This is a genomic window from Nitrosospira multiformis, from assembly GCF_003050865.1.
In the GTDB taxonomy this organism is placed as follows: Bacteria; Pseudomonadota; Gammaproteobacteria; order Burkholderiales; family Nitrosomonadaceae; genus Nitrosospira; species Nitrosospira multiformis_E.
Genome location: NZ_QAOK01000002.1, coordinates 34,775 through 59,518 on the forward strand (window position 1 = coordinate 34,775; position 24,744 = coordinate 59,518).

Here is a 24,744-nt window from a genome sequence, read left to right on the forward strand (position 1 = left end):
GCTGTCATTAACCTTTCAACTATATAGACGACGATGACACATAACAAGACAGTTCCACAGGTTAAAGGCGACTTTCTGCTGGGTAATTTAAGGCAGATGGCGACGAATCCCCTTCAAGCTTTTTATGACTGGCACCGGGATTATGGGGACTTGGTCAGCTTCAGATTGGCTACCCGCCAATTTTATTTATTCAGTCACCCAAAGCTGGTTGAACAAGCCTTGATCAGGCAAAGCGATATTTTTAAAAAAATCTACAATCCTGAGAAACCCACCGGTATCGCGTTGATTTTAGGTCAGGGCTTAGTAACAAGCCAGGGCGATTTATGGCAAAGACAGCGTCAGTTAATGCAGCCTGTTTTCCAGAGAAGTAATGTAACCACGCTGCTGCCGCTAATGGTTACCGCGGGCAGCAATATGTTGAATCGATGGCGGCAACTGGGTGAAGGTGCACACCTCAACCTCTCTAATGAAATGACGCGGCTTACGTTGGAAGTCATCACCCAGACCATGTTCAGCACCAGTGTGCTCGACAAAATAGAGCATATCTCTCCCTCTCTGGATACTTTGCTTCGCTATGCCATTAAAAGCATCGTGAATCCTTTGACTCTTCCGTTATATGTGCCCACCCCCGCGAATCAAAAATTCAAACGGGCGTTGGGAACAATCGATGATGTCATTTACGGAATCATCGATCAACGCCGCGCCGCACCGTCAGGGCAGAATGACCTGCTGGATATGCTGCTAAAAGCAGGCGATGACAGCAGCGGTGAGAAGATGACCGATAAGCAGATTCGTGATGAAGTTATTACCATTTTTAGCGCAGGCCATGAAACGACCGCGAACTTGCTAAGCTGGACCTTGTATTTACTGGCCCGGCATCCGGATATACTCGCCAGAGTGCGTCAGGAACTTGACGGCTTGCTGCAAGGAGGAATCCCGAACGCCGAGGATTTGCAGCAGCTTGCTTATACCAGAGCCGTGCTCAGTGAATCGATGCGCCTTCGTCCACCTGCTGGCTTCTTGCTGCGTAAAGTTAATAAGGATACCGAGGTTGATGGGTATCTTTTAAAGGCTGGCAGGTCTGCGATATTCAGTATTTATAATCTTCATCATCATGCCGATTTCTGGCAGCAGCCTGAGCAGTTTGACCCTGACAGGTTTTTATTACCTCAAAAGAAGTATTCGTTCATACCTTTCGGTACAGGTGAACGGATCTGTATCGGTAGTCATTTTGCGTTAATGGAAAGCCAGCTTTTGCTAAGCATGATAGTTCAGCACTGTGATTTACAGTTGCTTGACCCGAATGAAGTCGAGATTGAGATGGCGGTAACCCTGCGACCTAAAGGTGGAATTCCGGTCCGCATAAACTGGCGATAAAATAAATCTTCCCGTATACCCGCGCCTATTTGGTTCTGTAGCTGGGTTATCTACAAAAGCTGTTGCGAAAACTGCCCTGACCAATAAAGCGAGGCACTACCAACAGGGCACCGATCACGCAAAGTGCTGGGATTTAGAGTTCCTCTGAGGTATTCTTCGAGGTGTCGATGAGCTCAGCTAGGCGATATCAGTTGTTGTACCTCAAACTTGAATCTGCGCCATGTTGTGATTGATTTTTAAAGAGGGAAAATTTAATGAAGTCTAAATATATTGTATTTATTATTGTGTTGAGTGGGGCTTTGACTAGTTGTGGTGGTGACAAGGCTCCTGAGATAAATTCAACAAATTGTTCTGGCATAGGAATGCAGGCGGTGCTTCCAACTTTCGACAACGAAGCTGAGCGACAAGCATTTATTGATAAATGCCAAGCTATGACAGAAAAATAAAGCTCGGGACAAGCCGTTGGGCCGAGTACAGCTGTTATCACCGGACAAGAATTGATCCAACTTTGAAAGCCGGGCCACAATCAGTGACAGCAAGACTTCATGCCATTCGTGGTGATATTACAAAGCTGGAAACCGATGCAATCGTGAATGCCCCAATTCGTCATTGCTGGGAGGCGGTGGGGTTGATGGCACTATCCATCGGGCTGCTGGGCCGGAGTTGTTGGAGGAATGCAGGTTGCTTGGCGGTTGTAAAACCGGTGAAGCAAAGATCACAAAGGGCTACCGTTTAAAGACAAAGCACGTCATTCATACCGTTGGTCCGGTTTGGCATGGAGGAAAAAGCAATGAACCAGAACAACTTGCCTCCTGTTATCGGCGGAGCCTGGAAATTGCCGCTGCCAACGATTTGAGTTCGATTGCGTTTCCATGCATCAGCACAGGTGCATATGGTTACCCGCCTGAAGCTGCCGCAGAAATAGGGGTCAATACTGTACGGGAATTTATTGAAACCGGAGCTTCGCTCAAAGAATTGATATTTTGCTGTTTCTCCGAGCAAGACTTTCAGTTATATCAACGAGTACTGAGTGAGCCAGCGGTCTGACCATTCTTTCAAAGTCGAATGACCGACGATACATGGCTTAACACAGATCAACAGGGTCAGACTTTCGATTGATTGGTGGTGCCGAAATAGGGTAAGCACGATGTATGCCTTCTGTCTTTTTTACTCTTGGGCTCGGCCCTGATGACGATCCAAGCTTGCAGAAATACGGAGGATAACTCACGCATCCGGCTCGTGATTCACGGCGGTGCTGGAGCCGTTAAACCCGGCAAACAGCGGCACGAACGTGAGCAGGCCTACATGGAGGCACTCGCACAATCGCTGATCGCCGGCCATGCGGTGCTTGCAGCAGGCGGCAGCAGCATCGATGCGGTGATTGCGGCAATTGCGGTGATGGAGGACTGCCCCTTGTTCAATGCCGGCAAGGGCTCCGTGTTCACCCATGATGGTCGCAACGAACTGGAAGCTTCAATCATGGAAGGATCCACTCGCGCGGCAGGCGCAATTGCGGGAGTGACGACGATTCGCAATCCGATTCGCGCCGCGCATGCGGTAATGACGAAAAGCCCGCATGTGATGCTCATCGGTCAAGGTGCGGAAATCTTTGCTGCAAAGCAGGGTCTGGAAATCGTGGACCCGTCCTATTTCTATACCCAGTACCGGTGGAATCAATTGCAGAAAGCTATCGCTAAAGACGATATTCTGCGCGACCATGATGCTGGTCTGGATACACTGCCGGGTGAGGATGAAAAACGCGGAACCGTTGGCGCCGTGGCGCTGGACTGCCATGGCAATCTGGCAGCCGGCACGTCGACCGGTGGGCTCACGAACAAGCACTCCGGCCGAGTAGGAGACTCGTCCATTATTGGCGCTGGAACCTACGCGGACAATCGCTCGGCTGCGGTATCCACGACTGGCACAGGCGAAATGTTCATTCGTACCGCTGCCGCTTTCAACACAGCAGCGCAGGTGCGATTTCTGCATACTCCGCTTACCGAGGCAGCCGATAACACGCTGGCCGAAATCGCCGCGATGGGTGGAGATGGCGGCTTGATCGTCCTGGATGCGGAGGGCAACTATACTATGCGTTTCAACACTGGCGCAATGTTTCGCGGCACAATCGGAGAGGATGGCCTAGCTCGGACGGGAATTTTTTTCGGCCCTGAAACACCGGTTATGTCGAGTTGACAGGCTGCCGAGCTTTCGGGTCCAGCTTCTCATTTCTCCTTATGCGCAAGAATCTGGATAATTCTTCAGGATGTGGTGAGTTGCCGAAAACAACTACAACCATCGGGGAAGAAAAAGGTGGCTGGCTGATCTATACTTCCAGAGATGAGCCTCGGCGTAATACAGGTCAGAGATGCGCTGTAAGGCTCTGCTGCTGTCAGTGAAATTTATTTCAATAGACTTTGTGGAGGTTATGTCATGAGATATATACCAGCAAGTTTTGCCATCGGTGTTTTGGGCGTTCTTCTGGCAACTCCGGTGATTGCCGATCATCACACTGCCGAGGCGATCGAACATGCCGCGATGGCAAAAGCACATGGCGAGGACGGTCACGCAAAAGTGCTGCTCAAGCATGCGGAAGAGAGTCTGAGCCATGCTCAGGCGGCGGAGAAAAAGCACGCCGAACAACATAAGCATATGACGGACTCCATCAAGGAACTGAAGCAGGCAATCGAGCATGCGAAAGCAGGCCACGCTGACATTGCCACCAAGCACGTTGACGAAGCCCTGATGCACATGCGCAAGTCAACAAGCGATTAGACCGGGGTCAGACTTGATTGATTCTATCCCTGGCAGAAGGATCTCAATCCGGAGGGATCAGAGTTAATCGAGTCTGCCGTGATGCAGGGTTGTGGTCTTTTGAATACCATGGGGCACTCTGAATGAGGAGGAGTGGTTTTGTACACGCCGTATTCTCCTGTCCAAACTACCGCTCAGAACGCCTCGACTGTTTCTCAAAATAAGCAGCGGCATCGAGAACCGGCTTTGGGTCGTCGCCTTGCTCCATGATCATCTTTGCAGTCTCCCTGTAGCCCTTTGCCAGCGATTTCGCCTGTTCCGGAAATAACGACTCGTGCTCCCTCAGTTTGAGATCGTTCACTTGCTGCGTCTTTTTTCGATTCTCATCTTCCGCCTGCTCTATTGTTCTGGCTGTCTCATCAGTCTTTTCCGCAGCCGCCTTTGCCAAATCAGCGGCGCCACCAGTACCTGAAAAGGAAAACACAAGCAACAGGGAGAGGAGAATGCCGTTCAAGCGCATGCCGTTTATTCCCGGAATTCCTCCTGACTGCTTACAAAACCTGGAGGTCGTCAACGTTCATCGAGTCAACCCTCTGTCGACCTCGTATGTCGTGGCCTTCGTATCCACGTTGATGTTTCCGATAAGCTGGCCGCCGTAAATCTCCCCGCCGGAAAGACCGGTGACACGAAGATAAGGTACTGCTTTGTTTGCCAATAAGGTAACCCGGTTGGTTGTTCGATTCCATATTGCATCGATCTTTGCGGACCTGGCGTTAAGGCTTTCCGCTGTGTGGTCGCCTATTTCATAGTAAGGAAGATTTTTGACCGGCAGGCTGAACAATCGCTCATATTCGGTGAAGACTGCATCGAGCCAGTCAAATTGAAGCGTACTGCCATTTTTATCATACTGAGCAAGATTCGACTGATGAAAAAAATGCGGCCACCGGTTAAAGCTCAACATGTGCCGTACTGCGATATCCGCTTCGATTCCGAGGATTTCGCGGTAGCTCCGGGGAGAGCAAGCCATTGCCGGTGCTTCACATGGATTTTTTCCGGCATTGATAAATTTCTGATAGTACAGATAGTTATACTCGTCCTCCAGCTGGGAAGGATTTGTCACGTTATAAAAAATGTTGGTTGGCCAGCGTGGCAGCATGAGTCGATCCGTTTGGCTCCCATCTTCATACTGAGTGATATACTGCTCAACGTTTTGAGCCTTTTGTGACGTATCGGCAGCAAGATATTCCACGCCCGCGGTGGCAGCCGCCTGAAGCAATAGCGGATTCGCACCGCCTGCATCAAAGGCTATGTCGTCAGCCTGAAGATTGAACATACCCGGGTGTAAGGCAGGATCATCCGTGCATTTCTGATCTTTCAGGCCGGAATGAGCCCCAGTGATGAGCACGCGATTGTTCTCGTTTCTCTCGGGAAGATCCAGTAGCGCCCACACGTTCTGGTTGGCAGTGATTTCAGCCCTGATTGCCTCTGCACTCGTAAAAGTGTGGTAATCGCAGGGCGCATCAGCAGGAACCGGTGACTTATCCATGTCTGCATGCGTGAAGGTGTGGTTTATAAAGCGGAAATGCGTTTTGTTGGCCGCTATTGCTGCTACCAGATTATCTTTCCAGTTTGCCGCGAGCGGCATTGTCTGGGGGTTCACCACCGCTCCCGCGCCATTGAACGCGAAATCCAGCTTGAAATTTCCCGCCGTCGGGTGTGCGGCCCGGAGGGCGGCCTGTTTGCTCACCACATTGGTTATGTCAGCGCCGGTCAGGCGATAAGTATCGCCGTTCTCCTTATCGAGAGCAGGATTCCATTGATTGTTGGTACGAAACAGATCATCCACATGCGCAGCCAGATGGATGAAGCGCGCACCGATGAAAACTCCCTGGGTTGCCCAGTTGACGAATTCATAAGCCAGAACTTTCGAATGCATGAGGAACGACGCATTCGTAATCGTCGAAATCAGTACTTCGCGCGCGGGTGCGGATTGATCAGGCTTCATGTACCGCACAATGGACAGCAGTGCTTCGTCCTGTCCGGTTCGTAAAAGCGGCTCGACATAGGGTATAGAGCCGTCCTTCAGGCGGTTCATATCGTTTCGGGGATGGGTCGCAAAGGCGAGGGATGTAATTGGAAGCGGATTATTCCTGTTTACGTATTCAAAGGCTTCCTTGCTGTACCTCCCCGGTATTGTCCACCTCACATCATAATTGTGCCCGCTTGAGGAGTAGGCGAGACCGTAATCCAGATAGATGTCGTGCGGCGGTTCCAGATCCGCGTACGTGGCTGGCCACCCTGACAATACCGCTTCCCGTACCCGGAAGTTTTTCTCGTAATTGTGCAGCAGATCCCATTCGGCCGGGGTGAAGCCTGGAACCAGGTCCGCGTCGGTGAGGATGACTCCATTGTAGTTGCCAACACAACCTGCCTCTTCGGCCTTGCAGGCCGTTCCCTGCGAAGAAGCAGCCAGAAACGCAGGCGTCAGATCCTGCGTCCCGGCATTCAGCACGACATATGGAACACCCATTTCATCGAGGACAGGCTTGATATAGGCCAATCCCAGGTCTTCCGCCACCTCTCCTGTAGCAACAACCAGTATTCTCAGTTTGACAGCATTATCAGCGTGCGCTGGAGCCACGGTAATTATGGTAAACAGCATGGCTATTGCTGCAAGAAGCTTGCGCTTCATGAATGAAGTCTCCCTATCGCGAAACAAAATGTAACGATTTGACAAATCCTCCTGTTATTTAGGTTCCTTGCAAGTCATCTTCATACACCATCACTGTCTTGTTGTTCCGGCTGTTTTAAGAAGTTTGAAAAGCATTTTCCTTGCAGATGGAATCTGTTACGGTTCCAATTCTCAACCTGAATAACACCCAGGAGATAAGCATGCAAAGCATCCAAAGGATTACCCCCTGTTTGTGGTTTGATAATCAAGCCGAAGAGGCAGCAGAATTTTATGCGAGCATCTTCAAAATTTCCAGAATTACAAAGGTGAGCCACTATGGAGAAGCTGGGCACGAGGTTCACGGACAAGCGGCGGGAACGGTAATGACTGTAGCATTTGAGCTCGACGGGCAGGGATTTGTCGCTCTCAATGGCGGCCCGACCTTCAAATTCAACGAGGCCATCTCGTTTCAGGTCAATTGCGAAACCCAGGAAGAAGTGGACTACTACTGGGAGAGTCTTTCCGAAGACGGAGACGAAAAGGCCCAGCAGTGCGGTTGGCTCAAGGACAAATACGGAGTTTCCTGGCAAATCATTCCCCGGATTTTATCCGAGATGATCGATGATCCCGATTCTGGAAAATCCGGGAGAGTCATGGAGGCAATGCTTCAAATGAAGAAAATCGACATCGGTGGACTCAAGCGTGCATTCAATGGATGACCCTTTTGAACTCCACGTAGCGAGAGAAGGGGCGGACGTCTAAGGTGCGCACCGTTTCCGCACGTAAAACACACCGGGATCAGTGACTGAACGGAAGCGGGATCCAACTTCAGCCTGTTCTGAGCTTGACCGAGAAATCCGCTATGCCTATCTTGAAGAGCAATTTGGCCGCGGCGTCGAGTGTTTTGAATCCGCGTGTTTCGCGTTTAGAGGTCTCAAGGGGCTGGCCGTCGATCACGACCATGTATCCGGCCGACATCACCGCGTAATGCACCTGTACACGCTTTATCGCATTAGCATCAAGCAGAAGCTTCACTTCGCGCTCTAGCATGCTTTCTTTCCTTTTGCTAAAGCATCGGTAAGACCCGATACAACCGGTGTTTCAAACAGGTCCGGCTGATCGATCATCACAAGCAAATCGCCCGGCTTCACCTGCAAAAACTTGCAAAGTTTTTCCAATACGGCACGATCGAAACTGTTCACACGGTCGTAGTAGTAGCGATCCAATGTAGCGCGAGCGATACCGGTTCCACGGCACACCTCCGCGACCTTGATGCGCTTGGCGCCGAGGATGACAGAAAGTCGACAACTGATCATTTGATAGTATTATTTGCTCTAAATCGATCAAATAATACCATTATAGAAGTAAGATGCGCCAACGGCTTATTCAAAATCACAATGCTACAGCCAACGCAAGAGCCGCCGTTGCCATTGACCCATAGCTTATTCTAAGGAGGAACGAATTCCCTCAATTTCATCTTCTCTACTCTTGTTTTGATACAGTAGAAGTGTGGCAAGAAAGTAGATCAGCTTGAGAACAGGCAGTGAGCGACAATAAGTAATCAATGTCAGGAGCCCAGTTCAGCTGTGGCAATAAAAAACAACACCAACCAGAACCTGTAGCCACTAGAGGGAGGCACATCGTGAAATTCATCATCCTTGCCCTACTTGCCGTATTCATTTCTCCCGTAGCCCAAGCTGACCCACCACATCTCAAGAATCAACAAACAGGAAAATATCTGGGCAATCTGAGTGCGAATCCCTACGATCCAAATTCGGTCAACAATCCCTACGGCCGGTATGGGAGCTCATACAGCGCAGAGTCCATCAACAATCCCTATGGGCAATACGGCAGCCGCTACAGTAACGACAGCCCCAACAATCCTTATGCGACCAATGCGCCAGAGATATATGGCAGTGATGGAGAACACCGCGGCTATTAGCGATGGAAAGTGCTGCTCTGCCTGAACAAGACAAGTTATCAATAGAACTGGATTTAACTTGTCTTGGAGATCGTGCCAACACTGTGGCCAGTCGGGTTGCTGCCAAATTCACTCTTGAGGTCCGGTTTGAAGCGCTTCCATGCTTTATTCGCTCCGTATAATGAAGCGATTATGTTCCTTAAACGCTTCATCAACAAATCCGATACCTCGCGGAACAGTGCCCTTGACAGGACTTGTCCTGAGCCCGTTTGCCCTCCGACAAGCTCAGGGCGAACGAAGACGAAAGGGCTCAAGGCAAAGGGGATGGTTTCATCAAGAGCCGTTGTTCTTCTCATCGTTGACCGTTCGTCTATGCCAGATCAACTCGCCGTTCCTGTACACTTCCCGGATACGGTGAAGGGGGACCTCGCGGGTACGTCCCTCCTGATCGGTAAAGCGGAAAAAGAAATGATCATTTGGTGTGAGCTGCATCTGCTGTAGCGGAATCTGGATAATTTCCCCACTCTTGCGATCGTAGTATCCGATCACGAAATTATCTTTTCCGAATGACTCATCCCAGCGAATCTGGCTGAGCAGGTCTTGTATGGGGGTCATGAAGCTTCCTTTTCAGGCAGATAGCCAGCCGCGTCAGCTTCCCGAAAGAATTGCGTCCATTCCGGTCATGCGATTTTTGATGCTACATTGAATTGTAGGTCGAAAAACCTATTGTTCCTGGCCGTATCAACCAAAGAGGTCGAAATGCGGGAGATCGATGGTTCCTATGGAGAAGGCGGGGGCCAGTTGCTCCGCACATCGGTCGTGCTTGCGGCGATAACGGGACTATCGGTTCATGTGTACAACATTCGCGCAAAACGTTCCAATCCCGGTCTTGCGCCTCAACACCTCACCGCCGTAAAGGCGGTGGCAGCGCTTTGCAGCGCGCAGACGGAAGGGGTGGAAGTCAAATCGCGGGAAATCATTTTTCGCCCCGGTCCCTTGCGCGGGGGTGAATACGACTTTCCCGTGGGAACGGCAGGCAGTGTTACCCTGGTGCTTCAGGCAGCGCTTCCGGCTGCCATGGCATGCGGAGAAAAGCTGCGGATGAGCATTTCCGGTGGCACCGATATTCGCGCTGCGCCGCCCCTGGATTACTTCCGCTACATATTGCTGCCGCTGGTTTATAGCATGGGCGCCAGGGCGAAGATCGAACTGCTGCAGCGGGGGTATTATCCCCGCGGCGGAGGAAAGGTAGTCGTGGACGTAGAGCCTTGCCTGCCTCTGCGTCCGCTGATCCTGAACACCTCGGAAGGGCTGGAGGGTATAACCGGTTTTGCACACATTTCAAACCTGCCCAGGCACATCGTCCACCGCATGGCTAATGCGGCACTGGCAGAACTTTCGACCTTTCCCACGCCAGCCGTTGGCCTGGAGGTATTCGGAAAGGACGAAGCAATAGGCGAGGGCGGAGCAGTGCTTCTGACCGCGCACAAGGAGCATAGCCGTCTGGGGGCGTCTGCTGTGGCAGAAAGAGGCGTGCGAGCCGAACGGCTCGGTGCTGAGGCGGGAAAGCGTTTGCGCGAGGAAATCCTGTCCGGCGCAACGCTGGATATTCATGCGGCAGACCAGGTATTGATCTACCTCGCGCTGGCGAGTGGCGCGTCCTGCTTTCTCACGAGAGAACTCTCCTCCCACGCCGCAACGACCATTTGGCTGCTGGAACAGTTTCTGCCGGTGCGCTTCCAGGTCACCCAGGAAGCGCATTTGATTCGCGTCCACGCAACGCCGGAATTCAATAGCAGGTCAAGCTTTTTGTGGCGATAAGAGGATTTACCAGGTGGAGCCCGGCCTACTACTGTCGGTACGCTTTCAGGTCATCGGGAAGCGCATTTGATTCGCATTAGCGCAGACCAAACAGGTGTGGTGTAGATCAGGCTCCGTCTGACGGCAGTTGGACAATCTCCATGCTAAAGACATAATTCATGCGACATTCTGCATCTGGCTTGTTGACGTTCATGTTTTACGTGTTGGCCGCGTCCGCGTCCGCGTCTGGCTCTTCTGGCATTTCTGATGAAATCACCTATATTGAAAACACCAGCTCATCGAGCGGCCAGCTTTTAGCTTGGAACAATACATGTGCGAGGAAAAAAATGGCGGAGCAGCGTGAAACTTATAAGGGTCGGGAGATTGTTGTTCGAACAGGGGAAGACGCACCAGCAGAAGGCGCCGCGGGATTGGAGGCCGCGAGGGCGGAAAGGGCGGGTGGAGAGGCAGTAGACGTGAGGATTGATGGAAAGAACGTTTTTGTTATAAAGAATTCGTCCGGCTCGTATATCGCATCCGGTTTCGCTTTCGATCCGCAACCTTCGCCTATGGAGCTGGCGCGGAAAATTATCGATTATCGTGAGGCGGGGAGATAAAAATGGGAACCCGAAAGAATCAATCCACGTTGACAGCTGCGGAGAAGGCGGCCTTTGTTGCGGCGGTAAAAGCGCTCAAGGCAAATGGCGCCTATGATGTATTTGTGGCCCAGCACCGTACCGCCTTTCTTGCCGGTGTGAACGATCCGGCACACGGCGGCCCCGCCTTTCTGCCCTGGCACAGGGAGTATCTCCGCCGGTTCGAGCGTGCCCTTCAGCAGATCGATCCCAGTGTTTCCATCCCGTATTGGGACTGGACAGTTGACCGCACGACGAACGCCTCCATCTGGAATGCGAATTTCATGGGCGGAAATGGAACGGGCCCTGGCGGACGTGTGATGACGGGTCCGTTCGCCTTTTCCACAGGAGAGTGGACGCTTACTGTCCTGGACCCCGGTGACACAGATAATTTTCTCACCCGCGCCTTCGGCGCCATGGGAGCGCTGCCCACCCAGCAGGGAGTGAATACCGCCATCAATATCGTGCCCTATGATTCAGCGCCCTGGAATCGTAACAGCAGCATGAACACGAGTTTTCGAAACCATCTCGAGGGGATTATCCACAATCCCGGCCATATGTGGGTAGGCGGCTCGATGATGGCGATGTCATCCCCCAACGATCCGGTGTTCTGGCTGCATCATTGCAATATCGATCGGTTGTGGGCAGTATGGCAGCGGGAAAATCCGGGGCAGAATTATCGTCCACCGAGCGGCACGGCGGGCGTGGTGAACGGCCATGGACTGGATGATCCCATGCCGCCATGGAACAACGAAGCTTCGCCGCCTACACCCCGAGATGTTCTCGATCACCATGCGCTTGGCTACACCTACGATGACGAGGAAGAGGAGCCTCCGCAGGTCGTACCGCTGACCGTAGATGCGGCTCCGTTTGCCGCTTCCATAGGCCAGACGGGAGAAGTGGACGCATACAGCTTCGTTGCCTCAAGCCAGGGGAGTTATGTCATCGAAACCGAGGGTTCCACCGATGTGGTGGCAGCCCTGTATGGTCCGAATGATGCCAACGCACTCATTGCCGAGGATGACGACAGCGGTGCCGGCCAAAATTCGCGCATTGCACGAGACCTGGCGCCGGGAACATATTATGTCCGCATAAGGCACTATAGCGGCTCATCCACTGGAAGCTACCGCATTTCAGTGCGAGGGTCAGGAGGGCCGCAGCCAGGTATTCAGACCATTCAGATAAACGGCCCGGCAGTGCAGGGCACACTCTCCGCCAACGAAAGGGACTTGTACACCTTTACTGTCGTGACGCCCGGATCGCATACGATAGAGACTGCAGGGAGCACCGATTGCTTCCTCACGTTGTTCGGTCCCAATAGCCAAACGACCGTCATTGCCCAGGACGACGACAGTGGTCCGGGAACCAATTCGCGGATCGTGCGAAACCTTGGTGGCGGCGTCTATTATGTTCAGGTCAGGCACTACAGCCCGACAGGTACAGGGGCGTATAGCGTTTCCGTCAGAACATGACAGGAAACGCGACGGGGTTCGAGCGGGTTCTTTGGACTTCCTGCAGCGATCTTGAGTGAAAGGCGTCCTGGCGCTGATTGTTCTTCTTGCTGGCTGTGGCTCGACAATCGCGCACAAACCCGACGGAAACGGTGACAGTCCAGGCTTCTATACCATCACAAATTTATATGATGGCAGTCAGGCATCAAAAGAGCGACTTGCGGAGTGGATGGATACCGAGGCGCAAAAGGTATGCCATTCACCCTATTCACTGATCTCGGAAGAGTCAGTTCCGACCATCAATCGCCTGGGGGAAGCGACGTTTTCGCGGCTTGTCTGGAAAATCAGGTGCCGGGGACAGGCGAGCGAATGAGGATTGAAATACTCTCCGCCCGTTATTCTCTGGCCGGTGACTATTGATCTGGCCAGAAAATATTATGAATCTCTCATTCCGGGCCTGACTCGAATCCAGCAAACCGGAATCTAGTCCAAACCAGCAATGGCGTGCTTTGAACGTCACTTGATACCAGCTTCAGCCGATATGATGTTCGTACTGTTTGTTCGCAGAATTAAATAGGCAGCTGGTTTCATTTCAGGATATTCAAAGCACCTCTGAGCTGCCTTCATCCGCTTCCTGAACCGTTTACAAAATTACTTCCCGCCCAGTCGGTCAGGCGTCATTCCGCCGCCTGTCCCTATGCTGCCTGATGTATGATGGCATGCTTCGCCTCACCCACACAGCGATGCCAGGCAAGCTCCAGAAAATTCTCCCGAAAAAAAATCTCCCGCTGATACATCAAATATTGCCTGTATTTGTGCTGGCTGCTTTCGCAGTACTTGCATCCTTTCTGTGGCAGGGGCACAAGGGATTCAATCTGTGGGATGAAGGTTACCTATGGTACGGGGCTCAGCGGGTATTGCTGGGCGAGGTGCCTCTGCGCGATTTCATGTCCTACGATCCCGGCCGCTATTATTGGTCGGCAGCTCTGATGAGCTTGTGGGGCGACAATGGCATCATGGTCTTGCGCGGCGCGGTGGCGGGGTTCCAGGCGATAGGCTTGTTCATGGGTCTGCTGCTGATCGCACAAAAGAGCGCCCCGCGCTTCAAGTTCCCGGGTTTTCTCTATCTGCTGCTTTCGGCAATCACTCTCATGGTGTGGATGTACCCGCGCCATAAGCTGTTCGATATTTCACTGTCCATTCTTCTCATTGGCGTATTGGTCTTTCTGGTTCAACATCCGACGTGGCTACGTTACTTCGTGTGCGGTCTTTGCATCGGTCTGGTGGCTGTTTTCGGGCGCAATCACGGCGTGTATGGAGCGTTGGGTAGCGCTGGAGTAATGGTTTGGTTGGCAGTCAAATCCGGTAGCCGAAGGACTCAGCCTGGGTTAATGGAAGGATTCCTGCTATGGGCAGCAGGAGTGGCGGCCGGTTTCACGCCGCTACTTGCGATGCTGCTGCTTGTGCCTGGTTTCGCTGTCGCATTTTGGGAAAGTATCCGCTTTCTGTTCGAAGTGAAGGCGACCAATCTTCCTTTGCCCATTCCATGGCCATGGAAAGTATCCTTTGACTCGATACCGACTGATGAGGCAATTCGCAGTGTGCTGGTCGGCGTATTCTTCATCGGAATACTGATCTTCAGCCTGGTCGGAATTGGATGGGTCCTTTTCCAAAAATTTCGTAGCAAAGCTGTTTCGCCCGCCCTGGTGGCTTCGGTGTTCCTCGGGTTGCCCTATGCGCACTATGCATATTCCCGTGCCGATGTCGGACACCTTGCCCAAAGTATCTTTCCGTTATTGATCGGCTGCCTGGTACTACTGGCCGCGCAACCTGCAAAAATCAAATGGCCTTTCGCAGTGGCGTTATGCGCCGCGAGTCTGTGGGTGATGCATGCTTTTCATCCGGGTTGGCAATGTGGCGCCAGCGGCCAATGCAAGGCCATTGAAATTTCAGGTAGCCAGCTCATGGTTTCGCCGGAGGTGGAAAGCGATGTTCGTCTGCTCAGAAAACTAGCCGAGGAATATACGCCAGATGACCGCAGCTTCGTCGTGACTCCATTCTGGCCGGGTGGCTATCCATTGCTGAATGCCAAGTCTCCGATGTGGGAGATATATGCTCTTTTTCCCCGAAGTGAGGATTTTCAGCAAGAGGAAATCAAGCGCATTGCAGCGGCGAGCCCCGGCTTTGTTCTGATATACGATCTTCCCCTCGATGGACGGGAGGAATTACGCTTTCGTAATACGCATCCTCTTATTTACCGCTACATCATCGAACACTTCGACCGAGTGCCTAATTCACCCAATCCCGCCTACCAGATCTATACGAGCAGAAAGCGAGCCAAGTAGTTGGAGTTGGCACTCGAGCCCAAGCCTGTTTCTCCCGATCTGTGCAATGGCGTACATACCAATTGAATCGTTTCACCTATTGTAATTCATAGCGCTATTTCGGCTCTATGGATAAATTCCCGCTTTCCGACTCGCATTTCTGCCCCATCGCCTGCTTGACAGGAGGACAGAGGACAAAAAGGGAAGGAAGGGGGAAGAGAGGAGGACAGCATGAATATCAAAGAGGTATGGGCTCTTGTCAAAGCTTCTTTTTCGTCCTGGCTGGACGATTATGCGCCAAGCATGGGCGCGGCGCTGGCCTACTACACCATGTTTTCCATCGCTCCGCTTTTGCTGATCGTCATTTCGACGGCAGGACTTGTCTTTGGCGAAGAAGCGGTGCGTGGGGAAATCTTCGGACAATTGCGCGACTTGATGGGTGATCAAGGGGCGGCCGCGGTGGAAGGGTTGCTTGCAAGTGTCAGCAAGCCGGAAGAGGGTGCGGCAGGCGCAGTGGTCGGAACAGTTTTACTCCTGATTGGCGCAACCACCGTATTTGGCGAGCTGCAGAACGCATTCGACCGAATCTGGCGCGTACCCGGCAAAGACAAGAACGGCGGGATAGGGGAGCTCATCAGGACGAGATTGCTGTCGTTTGGAATAATACTGGGAATAGGCTTTCTAATGATGGTATCCCTTGTTTTCAATGCCGCCGTATCCGCATTGGGAAAGTGGTGGGGTGGATTTTTTTCGGAACTTGAAATTCTGGTAACGACTCTGAATTTTATATTCAGCTTTGTTTTTACCACCGCTGTTTTCGCGATGCTTTACAAATTTATGCCCCAGGTGAAAATTCAGTGGAAGGACGTGTGGCTGGGGGCAGGCGTTACCGCATTGCTGTTTACCATCGGCAAGTTTCTGATCGGTCTTTACATTGGAAAAAGCGCGATCAGTTCCGGATTTGGCGCCGCGGGATCACTGGTTGTCGTATTGGTGTGGGTTTACTACTCAGCCCAGATTTTTTTACTGGGTGCCGAGTTTACCTGGGTATATTCTCATGCTCGTGGATCGCGAAAAAACCAGGAGATTCCCCCGAGAACCATCTCCGCTGGCCCGGTAGAGATGACGCGCGGAGAGGCGGCGGAAGGTTTCACCGCGAAGAACCATCAGGAACGCGCTTTTCGATAACCCTTTGCTGTATCCGCATCGCTTCCTTTGATACCACCTTGGGTAAGAGACCGCAATACTTGCGCAGTTTGAGCGACGATATCGCTCAGGTCGAACTTCTCTTCGACGCGTTTTCGGGCTGCTTCCCCCATCCTGAGACGGGTCGAATTGCTCGTCATCAGAGTGACGACATCATTGGCTAGGCCTTCCGTATCTCCGGGCTGTTTCAGCAGACCGGTACCGCCTACCTCGACAATATCGACTACGCCCCCGACATTCGTAGCCACCACCGGGAGGCCTGATGCCATCGCTTCCACGATCACCAGGGGCATCGCTTCAGAATACGAAGTTGACACAACGAGATCGAGGCAGGGGTAGATTTTTGCCATGTCCCGCTGCAGGCCCACCATATGAATGTGGCCTGTCAGATCGTGCTGGTCGATCTCGTTCTGGAGCTCTCCCCGCATCGGCCCTTCGCCCACCAGTACGAAATGGCAGTTCTTGAGCCTCTTGTGCGCTAGCTGCGCCACGCGAATAAACATTTCCGGCCCCTTCTCGGGCGAGAGGCGACCGATGAAGCCTACAAGGGGCGCTTCTGGCGGGATCTTGATCAAGGAATGAAGGTAATTGGACTTGGGAGCCGGATGGAAGATCTTTGTATCGATTCCGTTAGGAATGAAGCGCAGTTTTGTGCTTGGTACGCCCAGAGTCAACGCTTGAAAGTAGGCGGTTTTTGCAACCACGTTGATATGAGTATTCATGAGCTTGTGCACTTCAAAATCGCGCATGCTCAGGTAGCGTCCGTGGACAGTGGCTATTGCCGGTGTGTCGGTCAACCTGCTCAGGATACCTGCAAGCGAGTGCGCATTGGGAAGGTGTGCATGGATGACGTCGATCGCATCAGCCCGGACGAGACTCGAACCAAGGAGGATAGACTGCCAGTCAGGCTCATCGGTGACAGGAGTGATGTGAACGCTACAGCCGATATCGCGTAATTGCGATGTCAGTTTACCTTCCGCCACACAGAGGCAGGTGACACGAAAAGTATCCTGCGGCAGTCGCTCGAGCAACCTCAAGACGTAAGTTTCCATTCCACCGACGATGGAGGCCCCTATAATTTCGAGAAGATTGATAGGTCGTTCGGCAGTTGAAATGATTTTCACGTCAATTTATTCCCAGCCAGGCCGCGGCTGTCCCTCCCATGATCCGGTCGCGGCTGGACTTGTCCACGTCGAGACGTTCCAGCAGCGTCAACACATCGTCAATTCGGCTTTTTATCAAATCCGCACTACAGGGCAAAAACACATCGCTGCCGAATTGCAATAAATCGGGCGTGAGGACGTCGATTGCTTTTCTCAGAACTTCAAGGCGGTAAACAGGAGGCGCGCCAAAGGAAATGTCGAAGCGAAACTGGCTGTTGTCAGGCGGCACTCCGTTGATGAGGTCTATGAGACCTACCGCATTCGCCTCGTCGGACCACGGCCACCCCAGGTGAGCCAGGGTAACGCGCAGGTCAGGATACTCGCGTATCGCTTCGTAAAAGCTGGGGCGACAGAAACGCCCCGATTTTCCATCGATAAAAATACCGCTGTGGAACAGGATTGGAATCTTGAGGCGGGCTGCTGTTTCATAAACGTCCCGCGCGCAGTCGTCATAAGGGTACCATCCGGCTGGCACCATTTTGAGTCCATGAAGCCCCAACTCATGCGCGCTGACAAGATCTTCGCACGCACCTTCTAACGAAGGGTTGATTACCGCAAACCCGATCAGGCGATCGGTATGATGACCTACAAGCTGGGAAAGATAATGGTTGGCCGACCTTAACGACGCACTGTCGTGCATGGAATATGGGCCGCTCAAAAACGGCGCAAGCACAACGGCCTTGTCCACCTGCGCCAGATCCAACGCCTGTAGAATGTCATCTACTTTCTCATCCCCTGAACAATGAATATGAGCGTCTATTATCATGCTCGATCACACTGCGGTTTTGTCGGCAACACGTTCTTCGCTGTCAGAGAATTGACTGATAGCTTCTGCTGCCTTTTTTCCTGCCAGGAAAGCATGATCGGAGTTGTAATATTCCCACTCGCTGTAGCGCCCGCCCAGGATAATATCTCGCTCCGAAAGCCATTGCCGGATGGTTTCAACGCTCTGCTTTCTCGCATGGTCATATACCACATAGGCGTACGGCATATCCACCAGATTGGCCGTAATCAATTTATCGTCTCGCGTAAACAAACCCACCTTGATGCAGTCTTCCACGCATCGGTCGATTAACTCCTGGCCGTCGAGTGGCAGCGGCTTGGTCGGCGAGTAGGATATTTCACAGGTGAGACCAAATCCGCCCGGCGGATTGCAGGCAGGGCTTGCATTTCCCTGGAGAAAAACCCGGTGGAAGATGGTGTCTTCCGGATAATAGATCCAGTGCTTGTCTGAAATATTTTCCCTGCCGATACCCAGGTTGACGCAGCGCACCGAAACGTGGCGCAACGCAGCTGCCGCTTTTTTGATTGGCGAAGGCGCTTCATCGCCAATGCTGCGGATCAGTTCAGGCAGCGGGATCGTGCTGAGCAGGTACTGGTACCGGTAGCGTCTTCCATCCGTCAATGTAATCAAGTGTTGGTCCGGTGAAATGCGGGCAACATCTGCATTCAGTTCAATGGCGCCTTTGATGTGGGGAACAAAGCCAGACATCATGGCATGAAATCCCCCCCGAAGAGGGTAACCAAAGCGTGCATTGGGCCCCATCGGTTTGGCGACAGGCCGTAGTGCGCCTTCTATGATTTCCTCCAGGTCGGGCAGGGGTACGCGGCCCCCAAGCCAGGAAGTTTCCATTTCTGTCAGTGGAACTGTCCAGAGTTTTCTGTTGTAAGGGATCGCAAAATGTTTCGCGATACCTGCCCCCCATACCCGGTAGATGAAATCTTCGAAGTTTTCTGCTTTGCTTCTTTCAACCACGCCTTCGGCCCCTCGTACTTTGCCGGACTCGGTCGTTATACTCCCGGTCCCATCCGCGCAGCAGTCGGATACAACGGCAGCGGCGCCATCCGGACCCTGGCAGGTTCCTTCCATTGATTTTGCTTGCGGAGTCTTTAACGCGCCATAACGCGCTTCCATTGCTCCGACGATACATTCCCTGATGACATCCGCCGGCAGCCCATAGAGCGCCCCCTGGAATGGGTAACGGGTATGAACGCCTTTGCTGTAAACCCAGGCTTCACGGTCCTGCCAATGAACATTATCGCCGAGCAGAATCTTGTAGAGCTGATGAACGTAGGCGTCGTTTGAAAACATGATGTGACCGGCGTGATCGAAGGTGAAACCCTTGTCTTCAATCGACCGGCACCATCCACCGACTATCGGGTTCTTGTCCAGCAGCAGTGTTTCTTCATCAAGGTGATAAGCGGCACTCAATCCGGTAGGTCCCGCCCCGATAATGACACACTTCCTGTCTTCGGCAGAGACAGGTTCAATATCCCGGTGGATGGAGGACTCCGGTTCTATGAAGTGGCGTACATCCCTCTTTGATCCTTCGTTTTGCAGGACGACGCTCTGCATGAGTTCATGCATTTTTTCAGCAGTTGTATTCCAGGAGGTTGCCGATACCATTTTCCGCATTCTCATAATCGTTTGCGTATTGTCTTCGGGTGTGGTCAGCAACGCGTTCTCGCAGGCCCGTATGAAAGCCTGCGGTGTATCTGCAATCGATACGACTTCCCCATACAGTTCCACCACATCTGCAACGGGTGTGCTGACTATGGGCAATTCGGCAGCCATGTACTCCAGCGTCTTGGTCGGGCTGATGAAGCGTGTGGATTCATTCAGTGCAAAAGGAAGCAAACATACGTTCCAGCCAGCCAAAAAATGTGGAAGGGCCTTATAGGGCTGCTGACCCAGGTAGTGGATGTTATGCCGTCGTGGCAATGCGCTTCGGCTGATCTTCGCGACGGGCCCAACCAGGACGATCTGCCATTGCGGGTGTGCCTCTGCCAGGCGATCGATGAGTTCCAGATCAAGCCGCTCGTCTATCACGCCATAATAGCCGAGCCGGGGGCCGGGTATGTCCTCCTGAGCCGGATGGTGATCGCTTCGGTCCCTTGCCTGTTCAAAATGGTCGATGTCTACACTGCTGGGAAAGCAGTGCACGTTCGGATGGCGCGCGCGCTTTGCCCGGTAGAGGCTTGGTCCGCCGGTAAAAACGAGGTCCGCAATTCTCAGCAGCGCATTTTCCCGTTGAAGCATTTGCTTGGGCGGATTCTTGAAAGCAGCCAGTTCATCCATGCAATCATAGATAACCAGGGAGGGTTGCAGCTCCTGCAGCAGCGGCAACGCCATCGGGGTATAAAACCAGGCGATATGTTCTTCTTCCAGAACAACGAATTGCTGCATCAGTTTGATCAGATGCGGCAGTTGCTCATCGTGAAAACCCGGCGCAGGGACAGGAGTATGAGGCTTGAGTACAGTAATGTTCGGCCCGGGTCGGGAGTATTCGATGAAGCTGCCATGCCGGTGTAGCGTGGGCTCTTCAATGAAAACAATTTTGTAGTTTTCAGCAAGCCGGGAGAGAAGATGTTGGGGCCGTTGATATACAAAGTCCCAGCGCAGATGGGAAAAAACAATAATTGTCGTCATTGGGGTTCCTTGAGTGTTGGGTGGGACGAACGTAGTTCGACCGATGAAAAATCGAATTGGCCGTCTTTTTCCGCTGATCGCCAACCCACACTTTCCCGGATTGGCCGGAACCTGAAATCCTCCAGCAGGAAATAATCGTGATATGCCAGAGCCATATGCCGGATCGCATGATTCATGGATAAAGGCAAGTCTGCACCATTAATCCGAACCTCCATAGTCTGGCCAGCGAAAAGAACGAAATATCTTGTTATTACCTGCGCCCATCCCTGATGCCCGAGAGCTGAACCATAGAGAAGCTGCGCAAGTCTTGCGTCAAGCGTGATGCTTTTAGCGTCGTTTGACTAGTTTGCCTGCTGGGCAGGACATATAGCTGCCGCTATCATCGGGGGTTTTATGGAAGACTACTGTGCGATAACGAACAATTCATGCATCCCTCGTACAGCACTTCGGGTTCTATCGTGAGATCATTTATCCGATCCTTGGACGAGTGCAGGGCGAACTGACATGAAATCACTGGATACCGGCTTCCGTCGGTATGACATTTGTACTGTTTGCTCGCCGAGTTAAATAGGTACGCTGCCGATTTTTTGAACAAAGATTCTTGTCAGGCTCTTTCCTCGGCAGCGTTGGTGTCAGGTTTTGCTCCGTTTCTGCCTCGCTGCGCTGCTGAAGGATTCAGGGCGAACGGAGAAGATGACGGGCTCAGGGCGGATGAAAACGAAGGGGGCAGGGCGAGCGGGAACGCGAAACGCTTTTCGGCGTGCGTGAGGTGTCAGGACAACCTTGCGACAGTCGTCTTCTTTTTTTCGAAGATTTTATATGCGGTACCCGCTTCAGCAAGCGGCATCCCCTAACTGATTGTATGAAGCCGCTACACCGCGTGCCTTTCCGGAAATCCTGCGCTAAAAGTTCGTGGGAGCGGGGTGCAATAAATCTTTCCTTATCATGCAGCTTATCCATATCGTAGGACAGCGCAAGGGCGGGAACATCAAGCCCATCGATCTTAATGTTTATCGGCTTCCCGGACCTGTCCGAGTCCGATCGGCTTTAATGTCCAGGCCCGTCCAGGCTTTCCAATGAGAGGCAAACGCAGCATTCAATTCCTCGTATAACCGTTCCGAGGAGTTGGCAGGATGGCCGGAAAAATTATTCATGGTGGCGTAGGCAGCGCTGAGGCTCACCAGCACTATAAATATACCCACAGCAAAGCGGGAACTATCAGGTGACATTTTTTATTTCCTCATAAATTGATGCTTGTTCAACGTCTCCTCTGTCAAAGTGAACACAGGAATTTATGTTACCTGCCCAGGTAACAGTGCTGCCAAGATAGTTCTGGCCCTAACCCCTAATAAGGTAGGGGCGGAGGTGCTCAAACATGACTCGCTCCTGTAATGAGGTTCGTTCGCGCATCTTACTGTGGATTTGTTACAGCCTTTTTAAAGGCAACATCGTTCTGATCCAGGTGCGGGCCATTTTTTCCTGATAAAGCCTGCTGGCCCCATGACATGCAAAAGCAATGGGGGAACACCTCGCGTAGGCCGTTCTGAACTCTGATAAGCCGATGACAGCCGCTACTGTCTTGCTCAACAACCGGTTATGTGAAAAATATCAGTGGCCAATCCCGGCAAGAAGATCGACTCTCTTAATGGCGCCCGGAGTCGCTGAGTCTATTGTCAAGCGGCAATTACAAATGGAAGGGAAGAGCTTTGATTTTCATGGGCGCAAAAAAGCCCCTGTAACGGAGGCATGATGCTTCATTGCTACAGGGACTTTTATCAAACCCTATTCCTGGTTTGGACAGAGTTTTTAAAAAACCACTGGTTAGCGGCTTTTGAAGTGAAGCTTCCAGTTATAGAAGCCAGAACTCAGGCGGCAATCCGCATTTCGCGGAGTCTACGGCGAGGAAGTTTGCGAGTCTCATCTTCATAAGCCACAAAGACAGTGGACATGTCCAACTCCGACCTGGATTTTCCGGCAGAGCGCAGCTTCTTGTTAATACCTCTTTCCAGCAAGCGATCGAACTCGTCGGCTGTATAGCCGTACAGATCAATGTATCTTCGTTTTTTCATAACATATCATCCATGGGGGAAACACATCAGACAGAAAATCCTCATTTCAGCGGCATTCGGGCCGTTCTTCGTTACAGGTTTAAGCCGCTGCTCCGTGATTTCACGCGCATCCTCAAGCGAATCGGAATCAGAAGGCTATTTGACTGCGGAACATGAAAGTATTCAGGTCGTCCGGCTTGCCCCCGTTTGCCGTGATTAGGGGCGAATCCTTGATTTCCAATATCCTGTCGTAATTGAACATGAAGCGAATGTTGCTGTTCACGTACCAGTTCAAGGCGGCGGTAAAGTTTTTCATCTCTCCTGCCCTGAAGACGCCATCATTCAGGTCTACTCCGGCGATACGCGCAGCGAGTTCCCATGCGCCCCATCCGCCCTTGGAAAAGCTGAGATTCCGGGTTGGCTCTACTCTGTGAAACTTTCCTTCTTTGTACTGGCGCGATTCTCCTGTAAGTGTCCACGCAGCTTCTCCGTACCATCCATGGAAGCTCAGTGAATCCAGGCCGTTTCTACGGGCAATCCAGCTATGGGTATACTCGCCTCCTACGCTGAAAGGTCCATATACGCCGCTGGCCTCCAGGCCCAGCATCTTGATGTCCTCGATATTTCCCAGGGCACCCGAATCAATTGGAAAGAGGTTGGTTATATGCGAGGTTTCATGCCTGAATCTCACGCCATTTGAGGGACCAAATAACTGACCGCTGCCACTCGGTCTGCGATAGTTCCCTGCCACCCCCAAATGGACAATCCTTGTCTTTTCGTCAATGGGTGCAAAAGTGATGCGCGAATTGGTTCCCCAACTTTCATCCAAACTGTCGTTATTGGCGTCGATTGACTCCCCATAAAGCCCGACCTGTCCGGTCCAGTTCTTACCTCTACTTGACAGGTTTACACCGATAGCGCGGTCTACGAGCGGCGCGTTGAGCACATTCATTAACGATCTTTCCATGAACATGAGATCGTTGGAGCTTTCCTGTAACTCGCGGCTGAAAGCCTGTTTCTGATGGCCGACGTTGACCTTTGCGAAATCCAGCCCTTTATATGAGATAAACATGTCCTTGACGCCGACTTGGTTATCAGCGAAGTCGACCTGGCTCTTGAAATCCCAATCTTTAAAGAAAGTGCCTGCAAACTCCAGTCGCCCCCTGCGCAGCTCTGCGCCATCATTGGCTTGAACCGGCACCCCGCCTTTAAAAAAATGATCATTACTACTGTGCGTGTAATCCGTATGAATCCGGCCCCCGATCTTGAACTTGAAGTTCTTGTCTGCTGTTTCAAATTGCAGGCCGTTTTTATCCAGCTTGAGTTGCTTTTCGCTTTCCTTGAAACGTTCCTCAAGAGACTCAACCTTGCCAACGAGCTGCGCACGTTCCGCTTTTTCTTTTATTCTCGCATTTCTGTCTCCAGGCAGTGGCTGACCGATTCTCTCTGCCTCCGGCGCGGGCGTGGCGTTATTTGATGGTGTACCTTGGACTTTTTCATAGGTACCCAGCGGTTGCCGGTCAGGCCCGGGCTCTGCAAATATATGCTTGGTTTTGGTATCAACATAAAGATCAATCGCAAAAACCAAAGATGATGTGCTTGCTCCCAAGGCAGCAGCCGCTGTCAATACAAGTTTTGAAAATTTCAAAGATATGCTCCCGGTTGTAGTGTTGATTGGTCATGTTTTATTGGTAAAAACCGGGGGCAAGGATATGTAAGGGAAATGACGACCTTATTACCCTTTTGTAACTGTTTTATGACAAAAGGTAGGGTTGAGCCATGACGACCGAGCCGAACGCCCAGATACTCCCTGTCATGGCCCCAATGTACGACGAACGGCAGGCTGAGCTTTGCCTGTGACGGAGGGGTAGCGCTACTTACAGAATTTTAAGAAAGGAGCTGGCTGAAGGAGGCGGTGTAAGGGGATTCTTTTCAAATCCCTTCAAGCTTTCTTGCTGGCGAGATTT

At 52.0% G+C, this 24,744-nt stretch carries 24 protein-coding genes; 13 read left to right on the forward strand and 11 right to left on the reverse strand.

Annotated features, from left to right (window positions below; translation table 11 throughout):
• The first annotated feature begins 33 nt into the window (after nt 1-33).
• The 5 genes from C8R21_RS01425 (at nt 34) to smbP (ending at nt 4,149) form a co-directional block, all read left to right on the forward strand.
• Nucleotides 34-1,377, forward strand: coding sequence for a cytochrome P450 (locus C8R21_RS01425; protein WP_107761108.1), 1,344 nt, complete (start codon nt 34-36; stop codon nt 1,375-1,377).
• A gap of 254 nt (nt 1,378-1,631) precedes the next feature.
• Nucleotides 1,632-1,823, forward strand: a complete 192-nt coding sequence (gene trbK / locus C8R21_RS01430) for an entry exclusion lipoprotein TrbK (RefSeq protein ID WP_107761109.1) — start codon at nt 1,632-1,634, stop codon at nt 1,821-1,823.
• 163 nt (nt 1,824-1,986) lie between these two features.
• Nucleotides 1,987-2,424 (forward strand): macro domain-containing protein, encoded by a 438-nt coding sequence (locus tag C8R21_RS01435; RefSeq protein ID WP_258192193.1) that lies wholly within the window; start codon nt 1,987-1,989, stop codon nt 2,422-2,424.
• Between the two features lie 141 nt (nt 2,425-2,565).
• Nucleotides 2,566-3,570 carry an isoaspartyl peptidase/L-asparaginase family protein gene (locus tag C8R21_RS01440; protein WP_107761110.1) on the forward strand — a complete coding sequence of 335 codons (1,005 nt, stop codon included), beginning with the start codon at nt 2,566-2,568 and terminating at the stop codon, nt 3,568-3,570.
• A 237-nt stretch (nt 3,571-3,807) separates the two neighbouring features.
• Nucleotides 3,808-4,149: a small metal-binding protein SmbP gene (gene smbP, locus C8R21_RS01445; protein ID WP_107761111.1), complete on the forward strand. Its 342-nt coding sequence runs from the start codon at nt 3,808-3,810 to the stop codon at nt 4,147-4,149.
• 166 nt (nt 4,150-4,315) lie between these two features.
• Here the strand turns inward: smbP and C8R21_RS01450 are convergent, their stop codons facing one another.
• Both C8R21_RS01450 and C8R21_RS01455 read right to left on the reverse strand, forming a co-directional pair.
• Nucleotides 4,316-4,642: a hypothetical protein gene (locus C8R21_RS01450; RefSeq protein WP_146162428.1), complete on the reverse strand. Its 327-nt coding sequence runs from the start codon at nt 4,640-4,642 to the stop codon at nt 4,316-4,318.
• A gap of 63 nt (nt 4,643-4,705) precedes the next feature.
• A complete protein-coding gene (locus C8R21_RS01455) occupies nt 4,706-6,820 on the reverse strand; it encodes an Agd3-related carbohydrate deacetylase (protein WP_107761113.1) in 2,115 nt (704 codons plus the stop codon).
• Nucleotides 6,821-7,020: 200 nt separating this feature from the next.
• Here C8R21_RS01455 and C8R21_RS01460 point away from each other — a divergent pair, with 200 nt between their 5' ends.
• The gene (locus tag C8R21_RS01460; protein WP_107761245.1) at nt 7,021-7,518 is read left to right on the forward strand and encodes a VOC family protein; all 498 of its coding nucleotides are present in this window, start codon (nt 7,021-7,023) and stop codon (nt 7,516-7,518) included.
• Nucleotides 7,519-7,627: 109 nt separating this feature from the next.
• Here the strand turns inward: C8R21_RS01460 and C8R21_RS01465 are convergent, their stop codons facing one another.
• A complete protein-coding gene (locus C8R21_RS01465; RefSeq protein WP_107761114.1) occupies nt 7,628-7,849 on the reverse strand; it encodes a hypothetical protein in 222 nt (73 codons plus the stop codon).
• Entirely contained in the window at nt 7,843-8,115 is a 273-nt protein-coding gene (locus tag C8R21_RS01470) for a helix-turn-helix domain-containing protein (protein ID WP_107761115.1), read from the reverse strand. The genes C8R21_RS01465 and C8R21_RS01470 overlap by 7 nt, the downstream gene beginning before the upstream one ends.
• A gap of 326 nt (nt 8,116-8,441) precedes the next feature.
• Between C8R21_RS01470 and C8R21_RS01475 the strand changes: the two genes are divergently transcribed.
• Nucleotides 8,442-8,741 carry a hypothetical protein gene (locus C8R21_RS01475; protein ID WP_107761116.1) on the forward strand — a complete coding sequence of 100 codons (300 nt, stop codon included), beginning with the start codon at nt 8,442-8,444 and terminating at the stop codon, nt 8,739-8,741.
• Nucleotides 8,742-9,053: 312 nt separating this feature from the next.
• Here the strand turns inward: C8R21_RS01475 and C8R21_RS01480 are convergent, their stop codons facing one another.
• The gene (locus C8R21_RS01480; protein WP_107761117.1) at nt 9,054-9,335 is read right to left on the reverse strand and encodes a DUF504 domain-containing protein; all 282 of its coding nucleotides are present in this window, start codon (nt 9,333-9,335) and stop codon (nt 9,054-9,056) included.
• A gap of 144 nt (nt 9,336-9,479) precedes the next feature.
• Between C8R21_RS01480 and rtcA the strand changes: the two genes are divergently transcribed.
• From rtcA to C8R21_RS01510, 6 genes are all read left to right on the forward strand, one after another.
• Nucleotides 9,480-10,541 (forward strand): RNA 3'-terminal phosphate cyclase, encoded by a 1,062-nt coding sequence (rtcA, locus tag C8R21_RS01485; protein ID WP_107761246.1) that lies wholly within the window; start codon nt 9,480-9,482, stop codon nt 10,539-10,541.
• Nucleotides 10,542-10,732: 191 nt separating this feature from the next.
• Nucleotides 10,733-11,137 carry a tyrosinase cofactor gene (locus C8R21_RS01490; RefSeq protein ID WP_258192204.1) on the forward strand — a complete coding sequence of 135 codons (405 nt, stop codon included), beginning with the start codon at nt 10,733-10,735 and terminating at the stop codon, nt 11,135-11,137.
• Nucleotides 11,138-11,139: 2 nt separating this feature from the next.
• Entirely contained in the window at nt 11,140-12,627 is a 1,488-nt protein-coding gene (locus tag C8R21_RS01495) for a tyrosinase family protein (protein ID WP_107761119.1), read from the forward strand.
• A 55-nt stretch (nt 12,628-12,682) separates the two neighbouring features.
• Nucleotides 12,683-12,979, forward strand: coding sequence for a hypothetical protein (locus C8R21_RS01500; RefSeq protein WP_107761120.1), 297 nt, complete (start codon nt 12,683-12,685; stop codon nt 12,977-12,979).
• Nucleotides 12,980-13,313: 334 nt separating this feature from the next.
• Complete coding sequence (locus C8R21_RS01505; RefSeq protein WP_107761121.1) at nt 13,314-14,951, forward strand: hypothetical protein; 1,638 nt, start codon at nt 13,314-13,316, stop codon at nt 14,949-14,951.
• Between the two features lie 210 nt (nt 14,952-15,161).
• The gene (locus C8R21_RS01510) at nt 15,162-16,118 is read left to right on the forward strand and encodes a YihY/virulence factor BrkB family protein (protein WP_107761122.1); all 957 of its coding nucleotides are present in this window, start codon (nt 15,162-15,164) and stop codon (nt 16,116-16,118) included.
• On the opposite strand, the gene C8R21_RS01515 is transcribed toward C8R21_RS01510, so the two are convergent.
• The 6 genes from C8R21_RS01515 to C8R21_RS01555 form a co-directional block, all read right to left on the reverse strand.
• Nucleotides 16,097-17,260: a glycosyltransferase family 4 protein gene (locus tag C8R21_RS01515; protein WP_107761123.1), complete on the reverse strand. Its 1,164-nt coding sequence runs from the start codon at nt 17,258-17,260 to the stop codon at nt 16,097-16,099. The two genes, C8R21_RS01510 and C8R21_RS01515, sit on opposite strands and share 22 nt — an antisense overlap.
• Before the next feature lies 1 nt (nt 17,261).
• Nucleotides 17,262-18,065 (reverse strand): amidohydrolase family protein, encoded by an 804-nt coding sequence (locus C8R21_RS01520; protein WP_107761124.1) that lies wholly within the window; start codon nt 18,063-18,065, stop codon nt 17,262-17,264.
• 6 nt (nt 18,066-18,071) lie between these two features.
• Nucleotides 18,072-20,729 (reverse strand): NAD(P)-binding protein, encoded by a 2,658-nt coding sequence (locus tag C8R21_RS01525; RefSeq protein ID WP_107761125.1) that lies wholly within the window; start codon nt 20,727-20,729, stop codon nt 18,072-18,074.
• Nucleotides 20,730-21,739: 1,010 nt separating this feature from the next.
• A complete protein-coding gene (locus C8R21_RS01540; RefSeq protein ID WP_107761128.1) occupies nt 21,740-21,958 on the reverse strand; it encodes a hypothetical protein in 219 nt (72 codons plus the stop codon).
• Between the two features lie 636 nt (nt 21,959-22,594).
• Nucleotides 22,595-22,798, reverse strand: a complete 204-nt coding sequence (locus tag C8R21_RS01550; protein WP_074974652.1) for a hypothetical protein — start codon at nt 22,796-22,798, stop codon at nt 22,595-22,597.
• Between the two features lie 127 nt (nt 22,799-22,925).
• On the reverse strand, nt 22,926-24,425 hold the full coding sequence (locus C8R21_RS01555) for an OprO/OprP family phosphate-selective porin (protein WP_107761130.1): 1,500 nt from the start codon (nt 24,423-24,425) through the stop codon (nt 22,926-22,928).
• Between the last annotated feature and the right edge of the window lie 319 nt (nt 24,426-24,744).